This is a genomic window from Xylella taiwanensis, assembly GCF_013177435.1.
Taxonomy (GTDB): Bacteria; Pseudomonadota; Gammaproteobacteria; order Xanthomonadales; family Xanthomonadaceae; genus Xylella; species Xylella taiwanensis.
This window is the reverse complement of record NZ_CP053627.1, coordinates 1,325,727-1,349,630: the sequence shown is the minus strand read 5'-3', so window position 1 is coordinate 1,349,630 and position 23,904 is coordinate 1,325,727. Positions and strand designations below refer to the sequence as shown.

Below are 23,904 nucleotides of genomic sequence, written 5' to 3'. Positions count from 1 at the left end.
CATCCCAGTAAAGTCCGTGGATTCAGGTACGCCCCTTGATCAGTGGCATCTCAGCCATTTTCCAAGTAGCAATACCCCCGTCAAGCCAATAGACTTTTTCGAAGCCGGCCTTCTTAAGACGTTTAGCTGCCGCTGCAGAAATATGCCCATTACGACACACCACAACTAATGGGGATTGTTTAGCGCCTAGCAGCAACTTGCTCTCAGGATCAAACTTACTCTCAATCACACTGCGACTACCAGCAATATGTCCCCTTTCGAAATCGCTACTAGGTGACAAATCTAAGACTAAGGCATTCTCGCTATTGATCAATCTAGTCAGATCAGCAGGCTTCAACGCAGTATAACTGCGGAACAGAAGGGCAATTTCTGTAATCACAATCGCAAGGGTCAGACCGACGAAAGCCAGCGAAAGCATCGGATTGCTGGCCGCGAAGGCCTGTAGCTCTTCAAGATTCACGGATCTACAGGATTAATGGAAGTGAACGAGGGATTGTCGCATAACTCGATAGCAAGCAGGGGAAGCCAAACCAGGTTCACTCGCCCTGCCACAGGTCCGGCAACCCAGAGACAAGCCACCATTGTTTACGCCCCGTGTCCCAGCGCCAGCGTTCAGTGCAGCGAACTTTGCGTTCAGCTTGACTATTACGCCCAACTACTCCGATCTCCACCTCACGTAGCACCATGCCATCGGCCTGCAGACTGGTGCGCAACTCACGATAGCTGGAGACCTGTACCTGCGCGTAGCGCGAGTGTTCCAAATCAGTCAGCGAATGGGTAAGACGGTAAGCTGGGTCAAGCATCTCCTCAGCGTCCTCGAAGTTGCTCCAACGCACTGCAGCAACATAAGCATCTAGAGTTGCCTCCCAAGCACGCATTTGCAAACGATCCATCGCCATGACATTGTCGACTAAGGCTAGCATCGCCAGCAGTAACCATCCCCATGGATATTTAGCTTCAATTGTGCACGCCATCTTCGCTCCATTAAGTTAGGCCACACGACACATATTAGCGCTTCATGAAGCTGGCACCCACTTATCCAACTCGGTCGTGAATTCATCATAAGAACTGCGTGGACAAACGCCATTCAACGAAGAGGCGACCCATAATGCACACCATGACCCGATCAAGCCAAGACTCCGCCTCATGGTATTTGTTGTCGATGCGTCCGGCAAACAACCATGCCGCCCTCCGCCGTGCCGTCGCACGGCACGGCGGAGGGCTAATCGCACTATCCCCGTGGCGATTAAAACACCGCGACAGTCCAGAAACACGCGCCGCATTGGCCTCAGCATTAACTGCATCAACACTTGTCTTCACCAGTCCGGAAGCAGTGCGTGCAGCACATGCACTACAACCACTACGTACTGCACCTGGACAAGTGTGGTTGTGCGTTGGTGCAAGCACTGCACGGGTGCTACAACACTGTGGCATTGCACACGTGTTACATCCAACACAAATGGACAGTGAGGGGCTACTCGCCTTACTTGCGCAGCAGCCCCCAACCGAAGTCGGACTTATTACCGCCCCTGGAGGCCGTGGTCTACTGCCGCAGAAGCTGTTAGAACGTGGCATACGGTTACATCGTGCTGACGTCTACGAGCGTCAGCCGTTGCGTCTGCGCACAGCCGCCTTGGATGCGCTGCAACGCACCGCCACACGTAGCATGCTTGCACTAAGCAGCGCCGAAGCGTTGGCACTATTACTGCCACAATGGCCCGAGGAGCTGCGAACAATCCTATACCAACGTCCAGTGATTGCAGCAAGCACACGCCTAGAAGATCTGGCACGCGCCAAAGGGTTCACCACCGTTTATCGCGCCACAGGACCATTAGCACACCAGTTGGCAGCAACAGCAGCAGCTTTTCGACCTGATAAAACAGCACAATGACATCTAGCTTGCGGCAGTGCCAAAGTACCCTAAGGAAGCCACCGATAATGAACGAGACCGCGCCCTCTACCCTACGCCGTATTCCCTGGCTCTGGCTGATACTGCTACTGACGCTGGCAGGGTTTGGGATGATGAGTTGGTATGGCTGGCGATACTGGCAAGCTCAGTCCAATGCTGCGCAACAAGCACAACTGGAAGAACAGCAACACTGGCAAAGCCTGAACCAGACACTGCAAATGCTGCGTAGCGGGCAGGATTTTGCCTACAAACGTCTGCGCGACGTGGACGATACTAACCGCGTGTTGCGCGATGAAATACTCGGTTTAAGCCAGCGCAGCGCCCTGTTGGAACAGACCGTGGCGCGGCTGTCCGATCCGAATCGGCACGGCACTCAAGCATTACGTCTAGATGAAATCGAAACCCTACTGCGCCTGGGCCAACAGCTTTTGACAATTGCTAGCGACCTGGACGGAGCACGCCGCGCTTATGCGCTAGCGGCCTCCACCTTGGAAGGCCTTGATGATCCCGGCTACCTCAACCTGCGCCAGACCTTGGTTCAAGAACGCAACGCACTAGACACTCTGGGCGAAAGCCCGCAAACGCGGGTCAATGCGGCATTAGAACGTTTCGGCAAAGCCTTACAGCAACTGCCCCAACATCCTAATGCGGGTACCGCCAATATACAGCCATGGTGGCATAAGGTACTGTCGCCGTTGGTGCGTATCACTCCCTCCCATAGCCCGGTATTACTCGCCGATTCTGAGCGCCAGAGTGCACAAGACGCATTGCAGATTGAATTGAGCTTGGTTCGTGCAGCGGTCGAACGTAACGACCTGACCAGCTATGTCGCAGCACTGCATCGGATTGATGCACTGATGCAACGATTGTGGCCAGATTCGGCGGCGCGGCGTGCACGGCATGCGGAACTCACTTTACTAGCGAAAGCCGATCTGCGTCCCACACGTTCAGAACTAGGCACCACACTTCTGCAATTACAAAGCATGCGTCAGGGAAGTCACCACCAATGAATATCTTGCGTAACCTCACCCTGCTGTTCTTCCTCTTAATCCTGGGCATATTCAGCGCACAATGGCTATCGCAGCAGCCCAGCCGCGACTTGGGTGATGTCGTGATGCGGCTCGGAGGCAATGACTACATCACGACAGTGCCACAAGCCGTCATCCTGCTACTGCTGACACTATTGCTGCTGTGGTCGCTGCGGTCACTGATCGCACTACCGTTCCGGATTTGGGAGCGCTACCAATACAAGCAAGGGTATGCACACTTAATCGAGGGCCTACGCAATGCCGATCATGGGTATTGGCAACTCGCCGAGCGGTTACTGATAGCCGCCAGCGAAGATACGCAAGTCAGTGCAATTGCACTCACAGCAGCAATCCGCATGGCTGATATGCGTGGTGATCTGGATACAGCCACCGAATTGACACAAAAACTCGCCAAGCACGATCCGATTACACATGCACTACTGCAAAGTGAGCGATTGCTGGCACAACAGCGCCCTCATGATGCGATTAATGCCTTGGACGCCCCAGAAGCACACCCCTTACCCCCACGAAGCTTGCTGATACGCACCCGCGCACTGGTACAGATCGGACGTGCTGACGAAGCCTATGACCACCTCAGCACGTTAAGGGAACAAAGAGTGCTGTCAAAACCTCACTATGTCGCCCTCGAAAATGAGGTTATCGAGCATCTACTAAATCAAGCTGAGGATGCTCATGTTCTGGCTGAACAGTGGGAAGCGTTGCCTCAGACGCTAAAAACACACCCAAATATCGTCGGCACATATGCTACCCGAGCAACGGCACTGCACTTGGAAGATGCAGCAATGCAGAGCCTGGAACAAGCCTTGGACAGATCTTGGGACGAAAACCTGATACGCCTATATGGTTTGTTACCCTTGGAAAAATACAACTCACGCCAAACCAGTGCCGAACACTGGCTAACGCTACACCCCGATAGCCCCAACTTGCTGCTGACCTTGGCACGATTGGCACGTCAGCAGCAACAACACACCCAGGCCGAGGGTTTTTTGCGTTGTGCCGTTGACAAAGGAGCTGGTACAGAAGCCTGGGAGGAACTCGGCCACAACTACGCCGCCCAGGGTAACGTGACCCATGCACAGGAGTGCTATGCAAACGCGTTGCGTCTACGTAATCCGACCCTAAAATAATTTCGCTTTTTCTAGTTGAAACATTAAGTCACGTAAAACAGATCACCAAATGACCTTTGGCATATAACCGATAACCTAACACCATTCGTCGTGCGTCGTTGGAAGTCGTTCGGCAATGCGATCACAAGTTCAGCCATAAATCCAAAATGACCGACAGCAAATAAACCGGTCGCTAAAAACTTAGGTGTACCAAGTCCAACGCTTTATCCATGTACATCAACCTTAACGTATTAAGGTAAACACACAATTCAACACAACACGGTGCCAGAGGTAGCATTCATCACGGGCTCGGAAGCGGGATGCTTGTGGCGTCCCGTTGACGGCGTGTAAGCAAACCGTAGTACAACAATGGAATCACCACCAACGTGAGCACGGTGCTGACCATAATGCCAAAAATCAGCGCGATCGCCAGGCCGTTGAAGATAGGATCATCGATAATGAAGAAGGCTCCACCCATTGCCGCCAACGCAGTCAGCACAATGGGCTGGGCACGTACTGCACATGCATCAATCACCGCACTCTCCAAGCGCTGGCCACGTTCGACAAGATGGTTAATGAAATCCACCAGCAGAATCGAATTGCGCACAATAATCCCGGCCAGAGCGATCATGCCGATCATGGATGTGGCGGTGAACTGCGCGCCAAGCAGAGCATGGCCAGGCATCACCCCGATCACAGTCAGTGGGATCGGCGCCATGATCACCAGCGGTACCGCATAACTGCGAAACTGAGCAACGACCAGCAGATAGATCAGCACCAAGCCGGCAGCATAGGCAATGCCCATGTCACGAAAAGTCTCATAGGTGATTTGCCATTCACCATCCCACTTGACACTGAAAGCACTCACGTCGCTTGGCTGAGTAAAAAAGTGCTGTTGCAACTGGACGCCAGCAACACTATCCCGCCGCAATTGGCCCACCAAATCAAACATGCCATACAGCGGACTATCCAGCCGCCCAGATGCATCACCGATGACATAAACCACCGGCAACAGGTCCTTGTGTTGAATCGCTCCATCCCAATTACGGTGCTGTACTTCAACCAGCTCCGACAACGGTACCAAGCGGCTGTCGCTACCGCGCACACGCAGAGCAAGCAAGCGTTGCAGGCTGGCCTGATCAGCACTGGGTAAACGTAAACGAATCGGCCGAGGATATTTACTGCCCTGATCAAGCAGATTGCTGACGTCGCTACCACCAATGGCAGTGGCGATGGCTTGGGCAATGTGCGACTGTGACACCCCCAAACGTGCAGCACGCACCCGGTCGATCACCAACACCTCGCGTGGCGCATCGGCCTCGACGCTAGTATCGATATCAACGATGTCAGCTGTTTTGACAAAAGTTCGCTCCAACGCACGGCCAAGCTGGCGCCCGACAGTATCGTCCGGACCGTACAACTCAGCGACAATCGGTGCCATCACCGGCGGGCCCGGCGGTACCTCGACCAGCTTCACCGAAGCGTTATAGCGGGCACCAATCCCGGTCAACACGGGACGCAGCCCACGTGCAATCACGTGGCTCTGGCGCGCACGGAGATGCTTGTCAACCAGATTGATCTGCAAGTCGCCGACATTCGTACCGCTACGAAGGAAGTACTGCCGTACTAGACCGTTAAAGTTGATCGGCGCGGAGGTACCCGCATAGCCCTGGTAATCGAGCACCTCCGGTACTTTGTCGATCTCTGCAGCCAGATCCTGTAGCAGCGCATTGGTCCTCTCCAGCGGCGTGCCCTCGGGAAGGTCAACAACAACCTGCAACTCAGACTTATTGTCGAACGGCAGCATCTTCAGTACCACAACCTCGATCACGGCCAAGGCACCGGCAAGCACCACGAGCACACCAATCACAGCAAACAGCCCACGTCGCCGGCGTGCTCCACGCTGTAGATCAAGGAACGGCATCATGACCCATGCAAACACTTGGCGCAGCCGTGCGGCCATACGACCCAATGCGGGATCATGGCCGCTGCTGGTAGGCACCGCCGGCATGTGACGCGATAACAGCTTCAATGACAACCACGGTGTCACCACCAACGCAACCGCCAGTGACAACAGCATGCCTGCCGAGGCGTTGATCGGGATCGGACGCATATATGGGCCCATCAACCCAGAAACGAACGCCATCGGTAGCAACGCGGCAATCACCGTGAACGTCGCCAAGATAGTTGGACCACCCACCTCATCTACCGCCAATGGAATGGCCTCGCGCAACGTCCTGACGCCTTGAACCATATGGCGGTGGATGTTTTCAACAACAACGATAGCGTCATCAACCAAGATACCAATCGAGAAGATCAACGCAAACAGCGAGACACGATTCAGAGTGAAGCCCATCGCCCAAGAGGCAAATAAGGTAAGCGCCAATGTCAAAACCACGGCAGCACCCACCACAAGCGCCTCGCGCCACCCCAGTGCGAACAAGACCAGAAGCACCACCGAACAAGTAGCGAAAACCAACTTGTGGATCAGCTTCTCTGCCTTGTCGGTCGCCGTGATACCGTAATCCCGAGTAACACTGACATGTACCCCCTCTGGGATAAGCTCGCCACGCAACGCTTCCACACGTTGACGCACCGCGGCGGTGATATCAGCGGCGTTACTGCCCGGTTGTTTGGCGATCGCCAAAGTGACGGCCGGCGCAGGACCACCCACTGGGCCGGCACGACCGGGTGGAGCACCATGCCAGACGTAGCGCAACGGCAAATCAGCAGCATCATCGACAGTCGCCACATCAACCACACGTACCGGCTTACCCTCCTGCAGACCAAGGACTAAGGCAGCGACTGCATTGCGATCGGCCAGAAACTGGCCCGCGGTGACAGGAACCACCCCTTGAATGCCAAGTCGCTCACCGGCCAGATGGACCTCATTGGCTGCCCGCAAAGCACCCGTAAGATCGTCCAACGCCAAGCCATAGCTCGCCATCCGCGCCGGATCTAGAGTGATGCGCACGGCGCGATCCGGCGTTCCGATCGTGTCGATGCCGCGAGTGCCAGGGATACGTTTGAGCTCACTCTCCAGCGTGTGTGCGATATGCCCAAGTTCGAGTGCACCACGCTGCGCATCGTCACTCCATAGTGTCAGTGCCATCACCGGCACGTCGTCGATGCCCTTGGGTTTGACCACCGGCTGGCCGACACCGAGATCACGAGGCCATAAATCGGCATTAGACCAAACCTGGTTATACAGACGTACCAAAGCAACCTGACGCGGCACACCGACTTTGAATTCAACGGTGACGATTGCGAGTCCAGGGCGACTGGTGGAGTAGACGTGCTTGAGTCCCTCAATCTCCGACAGACGCTGTTCCAAAGGCGTAACCACCAACTGCTCGACCTGGTGTGCATCAGCACCTGGAAAAGTAACGCTCACGTTGGCCATGGTCACATCTATCTGAGGCTCTTCCTCACGCGGCGTGATCATGACTGCGACCAAACCGAGTAACAGGCCCAGCAGCGCAAGCACCGGGGTCAACGGGTTGTGTTGGAAGGTCGCGGCGAGACGGCCAGCGAGCCCGAGGCGGGAGGAAGAGACGTCACTCATCACGGCCCGCTCCGACACCACGCACCCGCCGCATTACCTGTAGCGTTTGCAATGCTTGCAGCGGATCGACAGCAACACGCTCACCGAGACCGATCCCAGCCAACACCTCAACCTGATCTCCACGGCGCTCACCCAAACGCAACTGGCGCAGTACGATGCGCTGCGGCGTCACCACATAAGCACCCACCAATTCACCACGCAGGAACAGCGCGGCCGCCGGGATCCACGGCGTAGCCGCCTGAGTCGCCCCGCCAGGGAACACAACCTTAGCGGTGGTGCCTGGCACAATCGCCTGCGCATCCAGGGGCAGCAGCACACGCACGCCGACAGTATGCGTGGTGGCATCAGCACGAGGATGGACAATGACCCGGGCAGCTTCTAGTGTGCGTCCAGTGGCGAGGATGACGCGCGCCTGCGGCTGTGCGCGCAGCGTGTCAGCCACAGTCTGAGGCACCTGTACATCGATCTGTGTTCCTCCAGGCACATAGATCGCCATCAATGGCTGCCCAGCAACAACCGTCTCATCGACCTCAACATTGCGCGCCACCACCACTCCGGAATACGGCGCACGCACCACGGTGTACACCGCTTGTTGACCGGTGCCGATCAACCGGGCATGAGCAGCGTCGCGGTTAGCACGGGCAGCATCATATGCAGTGCGGGCCACATCGACCTGAGCACGAGAAACATACTGACTCGGTGCCAGCGCCTCGATCCGCTTCCAATACGCCTGAGCCTGTGCCAACTGTGCCTGGGCAGCGGCTAACTCGGCCTGTGCAATATGGCTGTCGGCCTGCTGTTCAACCGCCGTCAGGCGCAGCAGGACCGCACCAGCAGCAACGTGATCACCGATGTCCACGTATACCCCGGCGACGCGACCACTGGTCTGCGACGACAGCGTGGCATGGCGTACCGCTTCGACCACCCCATCCCATGAAACCAAACTTCGGTCGGCCATGGTACGGGCAGGCACAGTACTCAGGACCGGCGGCGCCGGTGGCGTCAGTGGTGCCGACTGGCTGCTACAAGCAGCGAATGCCAGTGACAAAAAAAGAAGATACCAGGGACGGAACAGACAGAGCCGAACGATCACTGGCAGGGCCTCACTTAAACGCACGGCCCTGGACGAACCCCGGGCGCTTGAACAGCAGAGTGGTTGAACAGAACCCAATGGATGTGTGTTAGGTCGGGTAACGCTAGTACAGGTGTCACTGGTGGGAAGCCACGCGTGTTGCTCAGCCTGTCCACACCACCCATCGCACCAAAACCGGTGAACACCGACAGCACCACACAGTCGCGCTGCCTGCACTTGCGCAGGTTGGCGTCTCAGATCATCGCGAACACGTAAGCGGCACCAAAACAACTGGCACTTAGTACGGCACTCATCACCACTGGACAAGAATTGGCAAAAAAGCGCCGGTAATATCTCTGCGATGTAGTACAGAAGCACGCGACCATTGCCTGGTTCAATACCCCCACCACCACTCAGCAGGTCTATGCCTTGGTTGACCAGAGAGCCACTGGCATCGCGCTGAACCTCAGTAGGCGCACACCAACCGACCGTGCCCCATTGATTCCACTGGGTGAAGGAGAAAATCGCGATCTCACTGAGCACAACAACGCGGTGCTCACTTGAAAGTTCGTCGTGTAGCGCATCGGCGGCATTCATATCGCCTATACCCGCACCCAGTACCAAAACCGTGCTCATCGTTGTATGGTCCTTTGCTTCAAGGAGACGCACTGCTAGGACACAGTCCAGCATCCGCGCCACTAATATTAGAAGATAATAATATTAGAGCAAGTTAATTCAATGAAAATTGTTTAAGAGTGAGCCATCCTGATGACAGTCGATAATCTGGTCGCTACCGCACGATCACCTATCCACGAGATCAAAGTGGCGGCGCTGGCCACGATGCAGGTCTCCAAGGACACACCGATTGATGTGCGACAACCAGCAAAACACTTGGAAGAACACTTGCCGAATGCACTCAACATCCCAAGCAGCGTGCTCGAATTCCGCATCCATAGCATCCTAGATCCCATACCAGCGTTGGCCAGCCGTCCGCTGGTGCTGTACCGCACGGTACTGGCCGCCGAAAGCCTGCAACAATCGAGGATCACTGGCGGACGCTTGCTAGCCGGTGGCATCCTCCCTTGGCGTGGTAAAGCTGGTGGTGTAGTACACAAGGAGGAAGAGTCTTGACCAGCCATACGCCAGCACTGGCTGAACAGATGCGCACACGCGCCAAAGAAGCCGCGCAATTGCTGAAGATATTAGCTAACGACAAGCGACTGATGATCCTGTGCTTGTTATCTGAGCGCGAGCTGTCGGTTGGGGAATTGAACACATTGGTTGCGCTCAGCCAATCGGCACTGTCTCAGCACCTAGCCGTGCTGCGCGCAGAAGGTGTGGTGAACACTCGGCGTGAAGCGCAGACCATTTATTACTCGTTGCTACCAGGGCCTGCGCTAGAAATGATGCGCACGCTTTACGCAATCTATTGCGCCCCATTGCACAACACACGCATGACGCCCTAACGCTCGCTCAAGCTGAAACACAAGCCCATCACTGGCGCAACGGCATTTCAAACAAGAGTTGATGCATTAGCCGGACATACGATCAATGAATAGGGCAGTATGCTGATCTCTTGTGCGTTGTAGAAACTACGCGGGATGTCGATAGTCGTCACTGATGCACATTGCATCGACACACGGATAGTGACTGAACACCGACCCCCGAGCTGTGCTGGAGATAAACCCCCAATTCGACTTGTAGTCACCAAAGATGGCGGCTAGTGACACGGCTATCCCAATGGGCCTAGGGGGGGCGGTTCAGTCTCAGGCGACTCAGTAGTACTCGAGCTCGGCCAAGGCCATCCGGGAAGTTGAGATACCCCTATTCCTGAAACGCATCTATGCCGATTCGACATTACTTCTTCTTGCCACCACCAGCAGGCTTGCTGCCGAGTAGCTGCGTGAGTACGGATTCCACCAGCTTCTTTGCGGTCATCGTGGAGGATTTCTGCTAGAAAACCTTGCAGGCGAGGCTGGTCAGCTCCTTTTGCGGGTTACCTCATAAATTGTGGACTAATAGTGGATCTGAACATCTGAAACACTGCTGCTCCGAGCTCGCCAAAGATGGCATGAGGCATACACGTTCCACTGACCGGGATGCGACCGCGAACCAACTACAATCACGAGAAGCGGTGACCAGCACTCTGTCATCTTGACAGACCTCACCTTTCACATCCTTCTGGATGGGATGATCATCTAGCGTCTATCGAACGGGCTGATGCTATCGGAAGGGCCGCTTTGTTGCCAAAGAGCCATTCTTGGCCATTTTCCAAATGGGCCAATGAGTTGCCTTAGAACCCGAATCTCCGTCACTCCCCTTCTGATTGAGAACAAGTTCAACGAGAACAGCGTTGACGATTTCATCAACCAATTGCGGATCACTGCAAAATTCGCGCAGATTTATGCACCACAGTTCACATGCGCTACTGAGCCACCATACATCATGCTTTGTAGTGGCGTGCCTCCTCAGCGAAACTAGCTTTCAAGGCATCGCTAACTGGCTTGAATTACAGGTACGCAGGATCAAACACAACCTGCAAAGCGAGTTAGAGCGAGCCAAGTCTCGCTCGGCTACTTGCATGCTCCCACCCAAGTCACGCTTCGACGTTGTACCCGCCGAACTACCCAACCGCAGGCGACCACGCCGAACTTCTCGGTGTCACTGAAGAGTGTTGGTACGGAGAGCACCGCATGAGTTGGTGGAGTTCATCAAGGTGCTCGACGTACAGTCGCTCGGGTTTCTGGGCGAGTATCTGGAGCAAGGCGCGCTGAAGTTCAGCAAGAGAACAACACCAAAGGAGCTGACGACGCGAGGTGATGCGGTGCCACTTCACAGACCCGCAACTGTGTACCTACTGATTACAAATCACTCATCGTTCCCTTGATACAAAAAGGAATTCTGAAGAATTATTTTGCCCCCCCCTCGTGGAACACCTGTCATTGTTAGGGATTTTCCAGAGTTTTCCCGGCATATTTATGCCAGCTACGAAGGGTCATGATCTATGGATGCTTTTTTCATGCTTGCCGTATAGCGGGCGATGCGCGAGCCCTTTGGGGCGCTAGTTTCCTATATGGCCGGTATGCTACCCGGATCGCGCGCCTTCATGATTAGCATCGCAGTGGCGGTAAGGTGCTGCTCATCTGCCTGCGTAACTTCAGGATAGGAGTTGCGCAACTTTTCCTTGACTTGATAGCAGTGTGACTGCTTTCTTATCAAACGATACGAAGGTTTCACCACCTAACCATGCGCTCTCATAGGCCATGATGCCATCGGCAAAATCGCCGCCGGCTTCCAAGATCGCAAGTCCGGCTTCTACAGCGGGCCGGTTCATCACGACATTTCCAGCATCCAGCAAATCGCGGAGCGTCACGGCAACATCTTCTTTCGACAGCTTTGCGCCCCGACTTAATATCCAAACCAGCTCACATAAGCAGGGCAAAGAAACTGCAATGAGAGAGGCGTCTTTCAAGAGTGTGCTTGCAGAACGGCCTTGGTTCGCATCGTCCTGCAAAACAGCGCGGGCTAGTACGTTTGTATCGACAGAAATTTTCATTCCTCGCCCGTCCAGCCTGCGGCGGCAATCTGGTTCATTTCCTCGATCGTCATCGGTTTTTTGACCTTGCCCGCATGCCGACCGATGAAGTCATCAATCGTGCCAGTTGGCCGCGCCGCCTTTGCTCGAAGCTCACCTCCGGGTAACTTTTCAAAGTCAATCCGCTCTCCCGGTTTGATACCAAGGTGTTGCAGCAAGTCCCGCTTGAGCGTGATCTGTCCTTTTGCTGTGACTGCCAACGATGCCATATCAATCTCCATTAGCCTAAATGATCCACAGAGTAATTGATAAGTTCATTACCATCAATCAGCTATTACTCCACAGAAACTATCACCTTCATGACGCTGATGTGGAGATGCCGGAAAAGGCGCTGGTCCTAGCGCCCCGCGGGTTGAGCAGCCATCATGGCCTCGCGTCCGGCCTGCTTAAGATGCCTTTATCACAGGGGGTTAAGGAATCAGGGAATGCCGCAACAGCGTGTAGGACTTACAGCGTTGCCAGATCTTACACACTGCCCATTGTCTGGCTCATGTGGTCCTATCAATACGCAATACAGGCCATGATGCGCAGGCGCGCGGGCAGGTTGTGGTGTTCCCCAAAAGGATCGACCCACACCGTGTGAGCATGGTGACCTGAGGATGCTGCTGTTGCCGTGTGGACGTGATGTCCCCGCCTTCGGCCACAGTAATGTCATGCCCCTGCTGGCTTGAGCCATGCATACCTATGGTGTGAGCATGAAGGCCGTTTGCAGGCGGTGCTTCGGCACTCATGCACAAAGCGCGTGTAAGCCGAACGTCCCCCCGGAAGGCTCGAGAATGGGAATAGCCGCTTATCTTGGCTGGGCCAATGCGACTGGCACCTATCGAACCATACATACTGACAAAGTATATACTTTGTCAGTATACGCACTATGGAGGATGGCCCATGTCGAAAGAATCTGTTTTCACGATGAAACTGGAACCGGAGTTACGTGCTGAGTTCATGGCCGAGGCAGCCAGCGAAGACCGGCCAGCGTCCCAAATCCTGCGCGAGCTGATGCGCAGCTATATCGAGCAACGTCGTCAGGCGCGTGAATACGATGACTACCTACGCAGCAAGGTTGAACAAGCACGCGACTCAATGCGCGCTGGCCGGGGCCGCTCGAATGATGAGGTCGAAGCGAAATTTGCCGCGCAGCGCGCCCGCCTGGCAACCAAGGCATAGAACGGGCAGCGCGGCTTTTAACTCGGTCCGACCTCAGGCAGCAAATCCAGATCGATCCAATCACCTGACCTCCATTGATTTACATCATCAGTAAGCGGCTAAGCTCAGATGTAAGTTGTAAGCTGGAACCTCACATACGCATCTATTGCATATCAGCCTTCCAGGGGTGTATCGGCTGCACCGCAAGACGCATACCCATCGTCTTTAGAATCGCTGACAGGCTGTGAATCTCCGGATTGCCCTTAGCAGACAGCGTGCGGTAAAGGTGCGTACCGTTTAGCTGCGCCTTTTCGGCCACCTTGGACATGCCACCAAATGCCTTCGTCATCTGACGAAGCGCAATCAGAAGCTCTCCCTGGTTGCCGTCTTCAAGGATGCTGTTTAACAACTCCACCGCATAGGCTGGATCTTTACGGAATACGTCGGCCATTGCATCGTCATGTAATCTATCTTTCATTTCTCTGGTGCTCGTTGTCTTTCATCGTTTCCTTCGTCGTTCTTTCGTCGTGTTCTTTGCGCCGCTTCTCTCTCTATACTCTCAATCTTTCTCTTATTTCACGTTGCTGCGCTTCCAGTCCTTCAGGGATTCACACGCCTTGGATATGTCTGCTTCCTGAGAACGCTTAATGCCACCGCAAAGCAGCAAGATCACAGTTTTTCCAACCTGCGCGTAATAGATGCGGTGGCCTGATCCCAAATCGATACGAAGCTCCCAGACACCTTCCCTGCATGGCTTATGGTCGCCAAAATTTCCAAGCTCGACACTGTACAAACGTCGGTCGATCGCAATTCTCACCTTGTTATCCTTTACCTGCTCGTACCACTCTGAGAACAAGTCACGGCCATCATCGGTGATGTAATGTTTTATCTCGAACATGATTTCCACTTATTAGAAAACCCATTTTTTTAGAAAACCTATTTCCCTACGCCCCCTTATTTTCGCTTATAAGCGAAAATAAGCAAGGGATTTAAGGAACGGTCACGTTCATTTTCTAGAACGGCACTGAGCACGTTGAGGGTGCGCACCATTCCCCGAGATTGTGCGCACCTGGGTAGATAACGTGCTCATTCATGAGCATCGCTACCGAACACGTCGCCCTATTACAGGAGGCCTACCGCAAAGTGCTGGCAGGTCAGTCCGTCCGTCTGGGCGAGCGCCAAGTGACCCGTGCCGATGCCAAATGGATTGGTGATGAACTAGACAAATGGATGCGCCGCGCCGCCGCCGAATCCGTGACCGGGACCGCTGGCGTGGCCATCGCCGATTTCAGCCGAGGCCGCCCATGAGCGCCGCCGCCCCGCGTCTTCACCGCATCGTCGCCGCCTTCGACCGCGCGCTGCTCCAGATGGCGCCGGCCTGGGCCGCCTCCCGCGCCCAGCACCGCATCAAAGCCGTCGCCTACCGCCAAGCCTACGAGGCTGCCGAGAAGACCCACCTGCGCCAAGCGGCGCGTGAATTCGGCAGCGGTAACACCATCGTGACCATGAACGGCAGCGCCCTGCGCCACCAGGCCCGCCACCTAGACCGCAACCACGACATCATCAGCGGCGGCCTGTCCACCCTGGTGCAGAACATCATCGGCCCCAACGGCATCAACATCATCCCCACCCCCCGCGATGCCGCCGGCACCCTGGTTGAATCTGTCGTTGACCAGATCATGCCCCTGTACCAAGCCTGGTCTAAGCGGCCCGAAGTCACCTGGATGCACGACTGGCCCAGCGTCCAGCGCCTGCTGGCGCGCACCTGGCTGCGCGATGGCGAAGCCTTCGTCCAAGAAATACGCGGCTTCCTGCCCACCTTGCAACACGGCTCAGCGATCCCGTTTTCCATCGAAATGCTAGAGCCGGATTTCGTCCCCCTGGACTACGACGATCCATCCCAAAACATCTTGCAAGGCGTCCAACGTAACGCCTGGGGCCGCGCCACCGGCTACTACGTCTACAAACAAAACCCCGGCGATGCGTACGTACTCATACCGGAAAAAAAGTTCGTTCCCGCCGACCTGATCCGCCACCTGCGCACCATCGACCGCATCGGCCAAGTGCGCGGCATCAGCCTGCTGGCGTCCACCTTCACCCGTATCGAAGACCTCAAAGACTACGAAGAATCCGAACGCATCGCCGCCAAGATCGCCGCCAGCATGGCCGCCGTCATCGTCAAAGGCGACCCCACCCTCTACGACGCACAGACCCCCGGCCAACAAGACCGCCGCATGCGCCTGCAGGCCGGCATGATCTTTGACGATCTACGCCCCGGCGAGACCGTGGAGACCATCGACAGCAAGCGCCCCAACGCCAACCTGGAGCCCTACCGCAACAGCCAATTACGTGCCATTGCCGCCCCGATGCGCATCTCCTTCTCATCCCTATCAAAAAACTACAACGGCACCTACAGCGCCCAACGTCAAGAACTGGTCGAGCAATACGGCGCCTACGGCGTCTTGGCCTACGAATTCATCTCCCAGATGGTGCGCCCCGTATACGAACGCTTGATTGCAATGGCTGTGGTGTCCGGGGAACTGGTGCTGCCGCGTGGCGTCACCCTGGCCAGCGCCGTCGGTGCCGACTACCTGCCGCCCTCCATGCCCTGGATTGACCCGCTCAAAGAAATCAACGCACTCACCGCTCAAGTCCAAGCCGGGGTGCGCTCACTGAGCAGCGTCATCGCCGAACGCGGCGGACGCATGTACGACGTCCTGGAACAACTGTCTCTCGATAAGCAATGGGCCGCCGCACGCGGCCTGTCACTGAGCGTATTCCAGACCCCCGCCGCCGCGCCGGCCCCCGCGGCGGACGAACCGGACGCCGCCGAAGACGCCCCCCCTGAGGACCAAACACCATGACAGCCAACACACGCCCTGGCGGCCTCCCCAAAGCGATCAATGCCCTGGACGCCAGCGCCCTGGAGCAGAGCGCCCCGCAGGCCCGCGGCCCATCGGTGCTGGCCCTGGACACCCGCCACCCCGACGCCGCCGAACTGCTCATCTACGGCCCCATCGGCGATACCTTCTGGGAGGAGGGCATCACCGCCTCCAGCATCGCCGCCCAGCTCAGCGCCATCACCGCCCCGGTGATCAACGTGCGCATCAACTCTGATGGCGGCGTGGTCAGCGATGGCCTGGCCATCTTCAACGCACTCAACACCCATCCGGCGACCGTCACCATCACCATTGACGGCGTGGCCGCCTCCATCGCCAGCCTCATTGCCCAGGCCGGCGCCACCCGCCGCGTGTACCGCAACTCGACCATGATGATCCACGGCCCGCGCGCCGGCGTCTGCGGCTTTGCCGAGGACCTGCGCAACATGGCCGCGGGACTGGACGCGATCGCCGCCGCCATGCTCACCAGCTACAGCGCCCGTGCTACCCAACCCGACGCCATCGAACAGATGCTCAGCGACGGCGGCGACCACTGGTTTACCGCCGAGCAGATGATCAGCGCCGGCCTGGCCGACACCATCATCGACACAGATCCCAGTGCGGACGCCCTCAGTGATGCCGCCGCCGCCGCCGCGCTGCGTTCCTACATCCATGCCATATCCACCCACCCGCACCCCGCCGTCGCGGCCGCCTTACGCCACCGCATCCAGACCACCGTCACCGCCTCTGCCTTTGCCGCCCTCCACCACACCCAGCAGCGCGCTGTGATGCCCCATATCCAGGACACCGCCATGAAAGAACAATTGCACGTCATCCTTGCCCAGGCCGGCCCCAGCGCGCCCACGCCAAGCGTCAACACCCCCGCCTCCGACCCTGCCGCGGAGACCGCCGCCAACGACGCCCCGATGACCGCCCTCATCGCACGCAACACCAGCATCCGCGACGTCTTCGCCGCCTTTGCCGAGGTGCCCGGCGTGCGTGAACTGGAAGCCGCCTGCCTGGCCGATCCGCGCCTGAGCGTCGCACAAGCCCAGGCTCGCCTGTTACAGCGCCTGCCCGGCGGCGCCATGCCGCTGGCCGTGGCACCGCGCAGCCCCCCGGACGGCATCCACCTGGTGCACGACGAACACGACACCCGCCGGCAACGCATCGCCGCCGGCATCCTCGCCCGCGCCGGCATCCTGACCGGCCATGAAGCCGCCACCGCCCGCCAAGACAACCCCGCCGCCCACCAGCCGCTTTACATCCTGGCCGAGCAATCGCTGATCGCCAGCGGCGTCAATACCCGCATCATGGATCGAGACCAAATTTCACGCATGGCGTTAGCCCAGAGTACCGGCGATTTCCCGGTGATCCTGGAGAACGTCCTCCACAAAACCTTGCTGGCCGCCTATCGCTTACAGGCTTACACCTGGCCGCGCTTCTGTGCCACCGGTTCCCTAACCGACTACCGCCCCCACCACCGCTATCACATGGGCTCCTTCTCCGACCTGAGGCCGGTCAACGAGGAAGGCGAGTATGAAAACGGCGTGCTCTCCGACGCCGCCAAAGAAACCATCCAGGGAGTCCGCAAAGGCCGCATCTTGCAGATCACCCCGGAAGTGCTCGTCAACGACGACCTCGGCGCCTTCTCGCGTCCCACCACCGCCCTCGGCCAGGCGGCGGCGCGCACCATTGAGAAAGACGTCTACGCCCTGCTGGCGTTAAACAACGGCCTCGGCCCGAGGATGAGCGACGGCAACACCCTGTTCCATGCCGACCATGCCAACATCCCGACCGCAGCGCCCCCATCCATTGAGAGCATCGACGCCGCCCGGCAACTGATGGCCCAGCAAATGGACGTGGGCAGCAATGACTTTATCGACATCGTCCCGGCCATCTGGCTCAGCGCACTGTCGTTGGGTAGCAAGGCGCGCGAACTCAACGCCCAGGAATATAACGACGAAACGGACAAGCAGCAGCGCAAACCAAACGTGGTGCGCGGCCTGTTCACTGACGTCGTCGATACCCCGCGCCTGACCGGCAGCGCCTGGTACACCTTTGCCGATCCCAACATCGAACCGGTCATTGAGGTCGCCTTTCTCAACGGCGTCCAGCCCCCCACCCTGGAACAAGACACCAACTTCCGCACCGATGGCCTGAGCTGGAAAGTCGTCCACCGCTACGGCGTCGGCGCCGTCGGCTGGAGAGGAGCCACCCGTAACAAGGGCGCCTAAACCCCCATCACTATCACGCTGGTGCAGGCCGCGCCACCGTCCAATGTACTGAGGACACCCACATGGCTAATAACTACATCAAACCCGGCGAGCACCTGACATTCACCGCTGACGTGTCTATTACTTTTGGCAACCCGATGCTGTCCGGTGGCGTGGTGCTGCTGGGCACACTGCTGGGCGTGGCGCTGACCACCATCGCCGATAACACCAATGGTGAAGCCGCTGTCGAAGGCGTCTGGAGATTGCCCAAGAAGAACGGCCAGGTGATCAACGCATGGTCCAAACCGATCTGGAGCCTGAGTGAGGCCGCGTTCGTCAATAAAGACGCCGCCGCGGGCGACCTGATCAACAGCTGCATCGCTGTTGAAACCGCAGGCGCGTCGGCACGCACCGTCAAGGTCAAGTTACTGCCGGGCGCTGGCCGCGTGCAGACCTGATGATTTTCAAGTGTCACGGCGCTGTCGGAGCGGCGCGGAGATTTTTTTCAGGGGGGTAGCCAGGAGAGATCGCAGCCATGTTCGGGAATCACACCATGCGTTACGAAATGATAATCACCATTGGCATGGCCGTGGCAAAATCCGCGGTGCCAGTCAGCGTGACCGTGCTGACCAGCGATGTCATCATTGAGGTGGCAACATGCTTATACATCCTGTTGCAAGCGGCCCACCTGCTGTGGAAATGGAGGGTGGACTGGAAGAAACGCAAGGTTAAAAAGGGTGAAAGGTGAAACGGGAACAGACGGATGGCAAGGCATAAAAAACGCTCCTCGCCACGCCACCCGGGTCCTCTGGCCGTCACCTGCATTGCGGCGGTGCTGGCAATTGCCACGCCGATCGTGTCGTACTGGGAAGGTTTGAAATATCGTCCATATCAGGACATCGTCGGCGTGGTGCTGGCAATTGCCACGCCGACCGTGTCGTACTGGGAAGGTTTGAAATATCGTCCATATCAGGACATCGTCGGGGTGTGGACGGTGTGCTACGGCCATACGGGTCCGGACGTGATCCGTGGCAAAACGTACACCAAGGCTGATTGCGATGCGTTCCTGCAAGCCGACTTGCTCGAGGCCAATACCTACGTGCGCCGCTGCATCAAGGTGCCGATGCTGCCCCACGTGGCAGCGGCGCTGGTGTCGGCTACCTTCAACCTGGGGCCGAAGGTGGTGTGCGGCAGCACCCTGCAACGCAAGGCCCTAGACAACGACTGGCCGGGAGTCTGTGCCGAACTGGACCGCTGGAAGCACGCCGATGGCCGCGAAGTGCGCGGCCTGATATTGCGTCGTGCCAATGAGCGCGCCCTGTGTGAAGGCGATGCATCGTGAGCGCTCTCAACCCCTGCGTCCTGCCCGCCGCACTCCTGCGGTGGATCGGCACCAGCCTGGGTATTTTCTTTGTAGGCATGCACCACAGTGCCGCACAGCACGTCACACCGCTGGTGCAGGCCATCCAGCAGCACAGCAAGCTCCGATGTCACTGAAAGCGGGACTGTTGGTCATGTCATAACCCATTACCTAAGTAGCACAGATTTTCAGCAACTAGCGGCACGCACAAAGGTGGATTATCAGCGTCAGTCAGAAATCGTCCACAGGTATAAAACCGGTATGGGTATAACACTGGACCGGCCAAAGGGGTGAGACAGGCACCAGAGCGTAAACGAGATGGCATGCCTACACATGAAGCATTCGCAGCGATCTTGCAATTTGCCACGCACAGAGGGCGGCTCAAGCCGCATACAGCAGGCAGTGTTCCATGCTACATCGCGCCACTGATATACATTACCTACACCTGCCGTTTGAGAGGCATTGAAGCCATCACACTGACCGAAGCCAACACGACCGAGCATGGAATTTTGAGCAACCGCCGTAAACGAAGCCGCGACAACATCACGCGCTGGACACCTAGCCTACGTCAGGCATGGAAGGAGCTACTCACGCATCGGGCAGCCGTATTGAATCGCAATCATCTCCCACAGCAACTACGCCCTAAAGATCGTCACCTCGTTTTGGCCGAATCAGGACGCCCGCTCACAAAATCAGCATTGGATCCTGCATGGTAGAGGCTGATGGCCTTAGCGATCCGAGAGAAAGTGATTTCCGATGAGCAGCGTTTTACCCTGCATGGAATCAAGCATAGCTTCCGCATAACCAGAAAAATGACTTGGCGTCAAGTGAGCATAGCGACGCACCATTGACTCGGACTGCCAGCCGCCAAGCTCCTGCAACACATACAGCGGCGTGCCGGCCTGTGCGTGCCATGACGCCCAGGTATGCCGTAAATCATGCCAACGAAAATCTCCTATCCCGGCCCGCTGTAACGCGTGACGCCATGCACGAGTATTCACACCTCTTATAGGCTGCCCACGGTACGTAAATACCCAATCACCGTGCTGGCCATACTGCCGCTGAAGCACTCCCACGGCATGCACCGATAACGGAATCCGGATCGCCTGGCGCCCCTTGGCCTGATCAGCAGGAATGCGCAGCACCTTACGAACAATATCTACCTGATGCCAATGCAACTTGAGTACATTGGCCTGACGCAATCCAGTAGCCAAGGCAAACACCACAATATCGCGCTGATGCAATGGCAACTCCGCCAGCAGCGAGCGCACCTGAGCCGGGGTCAACCAACGCACGCGCTTGCTAGGCTCAGGAAAAAGTGCAATAGCAGGACACCTATCAATCCAGCGCCAAATATCACAGGCACGGCGCAAAATAGAACGAATGAGCGCTAAATAACGATTCGCAGTGGCCGGTGTTGTTTGATTGGCTTTCAACATGGCGACACGCAAAATGAAATCGCCATCAATATCGATTAATAAGGTTCTAGCTAAGTGGGGAGCCAGCCATCGCAGTTTGGCGGCATCCTCATGCGCCGTGGCTTTGTAAGATTTTTCCACTAACCATCGGGTCGCAGCCTGCTCCCATACATAATTAAACATGACCCTCTCCTAGGTCCTTAAACATATACAGGCATGGTAGGGCGGACATGTCGCAGGGCGGCTTTGCCCCGTCCGATGATCAGCGCCTGCCTAACGCGCCTATAAAAGCGGTTTTGCGGAAAATGGTTAGCGAGGGACGCGGAGACAGTATCGGATGCCTTGCTCACCTCAGCGCTGACACAACGCTGGAAAAAAGCGTCACCGTAGGGGGAACCCCCTACACCCCCACACACGCAACAGAACTCTATACAGCAATGCTCAGATAACGCCCAGTAGATGGACAAAAAAACAATAAAGGAATACGTTATTACTAAGTATCACTAAGTGATAAGAAACTCATTATGGCAACATCACTCAAGATCGACAACACACTAAAAAGCCGTGTAGAACACCTCGCCAACCAACGCCGCCGCTCAGCACATTGGATCATGCTCGAAGCCATCCAACAGTACGTTGAACGAGAAGAAGCCCGTGACAGCTTCAAACAGGAAGCATTGGCATCATGGGCCGCCTATAAGGAAACCAATCGTCACCTAACAGGACAGGAAGTTCGTACATGGCTAAACACCTGGGGCACCAAGAACGAAAGAGAAACGCCAGAGTGCCACAAGTAATCGTCACCGAAGGTGCAGCGGAAGGTTTGGAACGATGCCGGCAGTTTTTAGCCACCAAATCCTCAGAAGCAGCCAAACGAGCTAGTCAAGCCATCGAAGAACAATTACTGCTACTAGAAACAGCACCCGACATTGGCCGACCGTTCCATGAAATGCCAGAGATGCGCGAGCTAATCATTGCCTTTGGGAAATCTGGATACGTGGCCCTGTACCGCCACGAGTCAATCGACGATGCAGTATATATCCTAGCTTTCAGACATCAGAAAGAAGCAGGCTACCATGACCACTCACCATCATGAGCAGTCAAGGCAACACCCCCTGACCGTGCCCTGTTGCTAGGATGACATGCTCCCCACCAGCGCGCTGCATCGGCAATACCGGCCTGTGAGCCTGCTGCACCACCCCCTGCTCCTGACTGGGTTCACGATACGGGTTATACACCGGCCCCCGCCGCGCAATACGGCGGCACTCTCCATCGGCAATCTCGTACAAGGTGCCCTGCTCGGTGTAACACGTACACGACAGCCCCTTAAACACCCCCTGGGCATCCAGTCCTTCACCGCCAGACATACAGATCAATTGAGGATCCGTCGTCGGGGAACGATGATCATAAATCGGAGCCGTCCACGGCATCGACGCAAAACGCGGCAAATGATCTTTGGCATAGGCTGTGACCGTCTGCCACCGCGGACCCTCCCCCCGTTCACCTTCTACAAACCGCGGGGACGCCGTCGCGCCAGGCTTCGCAAGCTCAGCTGTTGGCCGCTCCTGCGCCCCCGTGACCACCGTAGAAAACGACGCGGGACGTAACGCGCGATAGGACACAACGATACACACGATGGCAACAACAACAACCCCAGGAAGCAAAAACACCTTGAAAGGTAACCGCGCCTTGATGGTGTGCACTTGGGCTGATCGATAAAACCCATACGCCTGTGAAGGAAGCCGACGCAATACATACTGAGCACGCTCACGACTGGAAGAGGATTTGACATTGTCAATCAGTTCCCCCCAGGTCCATACATCAATCCAGCCAGTGCCAAAGCGGCGTTTAACATGGGTATGCTGGCCAATCAAACCACGGACAAAAGGGTATAGCTGCCCGGTTTGCTGCGTGGTCCAGACAAAATCCAAACCACGGTGGCGATGCTCGGCAAGATCAAGCACATGAGGCGGGGTCGGCTGCCGGGAGGCATCGTGTAAATGACCAAACCATTTCCACGCCTCATCAATAAAAATAATGGCCCCAGCAGCAACAAGATAGTCCCCCTGGCTATCCTTGGCATTCCACTGCCGCGGGTCCCCTAACACACTGGCCAATCCTGGTTGTAAGCCATCAATACCGGCTGCAAAAATCGGACGTTCGGCACGCTTGGACTCGGCCAATAAAAGCTCCACCATTAACGCGGTTTTTCCATGACCAGGACTGCCCGTCAACAGATGAATTGGCATTACGCTACTCCTGAAGGTTTACCACCAAAACCACGCTTAAATAGATATAACCGGCCACTCAACACCGCAAACCGGGCCACATACGCAGAAATAATCATGGATACCGCCCGATCAAAATTAAGCACGCCAAGCCAATCAATCGCCGAGGCTCCCCAATCGCCCCCGGAAGACCCCACACCATCCATATAGATATATAACTGGTTAATCACAGGCGTCATCACAAAGTGATACGACCCCCAATTAATGCCGAGCCATGCAAACGCCACCATGACCAGATACCCCAATTTCGTTTTTAATAATCCTAATAGGCCCGTCAGCAACCGAGCGACAAACATTGGCATGA

The 23,904-nt window shown here is 56.5% G+C and carries 27 protein-coding genes; 16 read left to right on the top strand and 11 right to left on the bottom strand.

Annotation, left to right across the window (positions count from 1 at the left end; genetic code table 11):
* Nucleotides 1-22: 22 nt before the first annotated feature.
* Together PLS229_RS05820 and PLS229_RS05815 are read right to left on the bottom strand one after the other, a co-directional pair.
* On the bottom strand, nt 23-460 hold the full coding sequence (locus tag PLS229_RS05820; RefSeq protein WP_038271309.1) for a rhodanese-like domain-containing protein: 438 nt from the start codon (nt 458-460) through the stop codon (nt 23-25).
* 76 nt (nt 461-536) lie between these two features.
* Complete coding sequence (locus tag PLS229_RS05815; RefSeq protein ID WP_038271308.1) at nt 537-974, bottom strand: hypothetical protein; 438 nt, start codon at nt 972-974, stop codon at nt 537-539.
* Between the two features lie 143 nt (nt 975-1,117).
* Between PLS229_RS05815 and PLS229_RS05810 the strand changes: the two genes are divergently transcribed.
* The 3 genes from PLS229_RS05810 to PLS229_RS05800 are packed head-to-tail and all read left to right on the top strand — an operon-like array spanning nt 1,118 to nt 4,085.
* Nucleotides 1,118-1,891, top strand: a complete 774-nt coding sequence (locus PLS229_RS05810) for a uroporphyrinogen-III synthase (protein WP_038271371.1) — start codon at nt 1,118-1,120, stop codon at nt 1,889-1,891.
* Between the two features lie 47 nt (nt 1,892-1,938).
* Nucleotides 1,939-2,919, top strand: a complete 981-nt coding sequence (locus PLS229_RS05805; RefSeq protein WP_038271307.1) for a uroporphyrinogen-III C-methyltransferase — start codon at nt 1,939-1,941, stop codon at nt 2,917-2,919.
* Complete coding sequence (locus PLS229_RS05800) at nt 2,916-4,085, top strand: heme biosynthesis protein HemY (RefSeq protein WP_038271306.1); 1,170 nt, start codon at nt 2,916-2,918, stop codon at nt 4,083-4,085. Before PLS229_RS05805 ends, PLS229_RS05800 begins: the two co-directional genes overlap by 4 nt.
* 280 nt (nt 4,086-4,365) lie before the next feature.
* Here the strand turns inward: PLS229_RS05800 and PLS229_RS05795 are convergent, their stop codons facing one another.
* Nucleotides 4,366-7,629 carry an efflux RND transporter permease subunit gene (locus PLS229_RS05795; RefSeq protein ID WP_038271305.1) on the bottom strand — a complete coding sequence of 1,088 codons (3,264 nt, stop codon included), beginning with the start codon at nt 7,627-7,629 and terminating at the stop codon, nt 4,366-4,368.
* On the bottom strand, nt 7,622-9,337 hold the full coding sequence (locus PLS229_RS05790; protein WP_051482321.1) for an efflux RND transporter periplasmic adaptor subunit: 1,716 nt from the start codon (nt 9,335-9,337) through the stop codon (nt 7,622-7,624). The genes PLS229_RS05795 and PLS229_RS05790 overlap by 8 nt, the downstream gene beginning before the upstream one ends.
* 132 nt (nt 9,338-9,469) lie before the next feature.
* Here PLS229_RS05790 and PLS229_RS05785 point away from each other — a divergent pair, with 132 nt between their 5' ends.
* Together PLS229_RS05785 and PLS229_RS05780 are read left to right on the top strand one after the other, a co-directional pair.
* Nucleotides 9,470-9,832: a rhodanese-like domain-containing protein gene (locus tag PLS229_RS05785; protein WP_051482320.1), complete on the top strand. Its 363-nt coding sequence runs from the start codon at nt 9,470-9,472 to the stop codon at nt 9,830-9,832.
* A 29-nt stretch (nt 9,833-9,861) separates the two neighbouring features.
* The gene (locus PLS229_RS05780; RefSeq protein ID WP_051482325.1) at nt 9,862-10,167 is read left to right on the top strand and encodes an ArsR/SmtB family transcription factor; all 306 of its coding nucleotides are present in this window, start codon (nt 9,862-9,864) and stop codon (nt 10,165-10,167) included.
* Nucleotides 10,168-11,858: 1,691 nt separating this feature from the next.
* Here PLS229_RS05780 and PLS229_RS05775 read toward each other — a convergent pair.
* Nucleotides 11,859-12,257, bottom strand: coding sequence for a type II toxin-antitoxin system VapC family toxin (locus PLS229_RS05775; protein WP_038271302.1), 399 nt, complete (start codon nt 12,255-12,257; stop codon nt 11,859-11,861).
* A complete protein-coding gene (locus PLS229_RS05770) occupies nt 12,254-12,505 on the bottom strand; it encodes an AbrB/MazE/SpoVT family DNA-binding domain-containing protein (RefSeq protein ID WP_038271367.1) in 252 nt (83 codons plus the stop codon). The genes PLS229_RS05775 and PLS229_RS05770 overlap by 4 nt, the downstream gene beginning before the upstream one ends.
* A gap of 700 nt (nt 12,506-13,205) precedes the next feature.
* Between PLS229_RS05770 and PLS229_RS05765 the strand changes: the two genes are divergently transcribed.
* Nucleotides 13,206-13,460 (top strand): antitoxin of toxin-antitoxin stability system, encoded by a 255-nt coding sequence (locus tag PLS229_RS05765; protein WP_200866200.1) that lies wholly within the window; start codon nt 13,206-13,208, stop codon nt 13,458-13,460.
* Nucleotides 13,461-13,602: 142 nt separating this feature from the next.
* On the opposite strand, the gene PLS229_RS05760 is transcribed toward PLS229_RS05765, so the two are convergent.
* Both PLS229_RS05760 and PLS229_RS05755 read right to left on the bottom strand, forming a co-directional pair.
* Nucleotides 13,603-13,917 (bottom strand): helix-turn-helix domain-containing transcriptional regulator, encoded by a 315-nt coding sequence (locus tag PLS229_RS05760; RefSeq protein WP_038271299.1) that lies wholly within the window; start codon nt 13,915-13,917, stop codon nt 13,603-13,605.
* Nucleotides 13,918-14,010: 93 nt separating this feature from the next.
* Nucleotides 14,011-14,337: a type II toxin-antitoxin system RelE/ParE family toxin gene (locus PLS229_RS05755; RefSeq protein WP_038271298.1), complete on the bottom strand. Its 327-nt coding sequence runs from the start codon at nt 14,335-14,337 to the stop codon at nt 14,011-14,013.
* A 194-nt stretch (nt 14,338-14,531) separates the two neighbouring features.
* Here PLS229_RS05755 and PLS229_RS05750 point away from each other — a divergent pair, with 194 nt between their 5' ends.
* From PLS229_RS05750 to PLS229_RS05715, 8 genes are all read left to right on the top strand, one after another.
* Nucleotides 14,532-14,747: a hypothetical protein gene (locus PLS229_RS05750; protein ID WP_038271297.1), complete on the top strand. Its 216-nt coding sequence runs from the start codon at nt 14,532-14,534 to the stop codon at nt 14,745-14,747.
* A complete protein-coding gene (locus PLS229_RS05745; RefSeq protein WP_038271296.1) occupies nt 14,744-16,303 on the top strand; it encodes a phage portal protein in 1,560 nt (519 codons plus the stop codon). The genes PLS229_RS05750 and PLS229_RS05745 overlap by 4 nt, the downstream gene beginning before the upstream one ends.
* Nucleotides 16,300-18,555 (top strand): ClpP-like prohead protease/major capsid protein fusion protein, encoded by a 2,256-nt coding sequence (locus PLS229_RS05740; RefSeq protein ID WP_081755442.1) that lies wholly within the window; start codon nt 16,300-16,302, stop codon nt 18,553-18,555. Before PLS229_RS05745 ends, PLS229_RS05740 begins: the two co-directional genes overlap by 4 nt.
* 62 nt (nt 18,556-18,617) lie before the next feature.
* On the top strand, nt 18,618-18,992 hold the full coding sequence (locus tag PLS229_RS05735; RefSeq protein WP_038271295.1) for a DUF2190 family protein: 375 nt from the start codon (nt 18,618-18,620) through the stop codon (nt 18,990-18,992).
* 77 nt (nt 18,993-19,069) lie between these two features.
* Nucleotides 19,070-19,282, top strand: coding sequence for a hypothetical protein (locus PLS229_RS05730; RefSeq protein ID WP_038271294.1), 213 nt, complete (start codon nt 19,070-19,072; stop codon nt 19,280-19,282).
* Between the two features lie 15 nt (nt 19,283-19,297).
* Complete coding sequence (locus PLS229_RS05725; protein WP_081755441.1) at nt 19,298-19,876, top strand: lysozyme; 579 nt, start codon at nt 19,298-19,300, stop codon at nt 19,874-19,876.
* Nucleotides 19,873-20,031 carry a hypothetical protein gene (locus tag PLS229_RS05720; RefSeq protein ID WP_160165178.1) on the top strand — a complete coding sequence of 53 codons (159 nt, stop codon included), beginning with the start codon at nt 19,873-19,875 and terminating at the stop codon, nt 20,029-20,031. Before PLS229_RS05725 ends, PLS229_RS05720 begins: the two co-directional genes overlap by 4 nt.
* A gap of 186 nt (nt 20,032-20,217) precedes the next feature.
* Nucleotides 20,218-20,610 (top strand): hypothetical protein, encoded by a 393-nt coding sequence (locus PLS229_RS05715; protein ID WP_051482319.1) that lies wholly within the window; start codon nt 20,218-20,220, stop codon nt 20,608-20,610.
* 12 nt (nt 20,611-20,622) lie between these two features.
* Here the strand turns inward: PLS229_RS05715 and PLS229_RS05710 are convergent, their stop codons facing one another.
* Nucleotides 20,623-21,495 (bottom strand): tyrosine-type recombinase/integrase, encoded by an 873-nt coding sequence (locus PLS229_RS05710; protein ID WP_051482318.1) that lies wholly within the window; start codon nt 21,493-21,495, stop codon nt 20,623-20,625.
* Nucleotides 21,496-21,836: 341 nt separating this feature from the next.
* Here PLS229_RS05710 and PLS229_RS05705 point away from each other — a divergent pair, with 341 nt between their 5' ends.
* Both PLS229_RS05705 and PLS229_RS05700 read left to right on the top strand, forming a co-directional pair.
* Nucleotides 21,837-22,109: a CopG family ribbon-helix-helix protein gene (locus PLS229_RS05705; protein WP_038271292.1), complete on the top strand. Its 273-nt coding sequence runs from the start codon at nt 21,837-21,839 to the stop codon at nt 22,107-22,109.
* Entirely contained in the window at nt 22,052-22,408 is a 357-nt protein-coding gene (locus PLS229_RS05700) for a type II toxin-antitoxin system RelE/ParE family toxin (RefSeq protein ID WP_200866198.1), read from the top strand. Before PLS229_RS05705 ends, PLS229_RS05700 begins: the two co-directional genes overlap by 58 nt.
* A 4-nt stretch (nt 22,409-22,412) precedes the next feature.
* Here the strand turns inward: PLS229_RS05700 and PLS229_RS05695 are convergent, their stop codons facing one another.
* Entirely contained in the window at nt 22,413-23,561 is a 1,149-nt protein-coding gene (locus tag PLS229_RS05695) for a zonular occludens toxin domain-containing protein (protein ID WP_069636227.1), read from the bottom strand.
* On the bottom strand, nt 23,561-23,902 hold the full coding sequence (locus PLS229_RS05690) for a DUF2523 family protein (RefSeq protein ID WP_038273089.1): 342 nt from the start codon (nt 23,900-23,902) through the stop codon (nt 23,561-23,563). Before PLS229_RS05690 ends, PLS229_RS05695 begins: the two co-directional genes overlap by 1 nt.
* Nucleotides 23,903-23,904 lie beyond the last annotated feature (2 nt).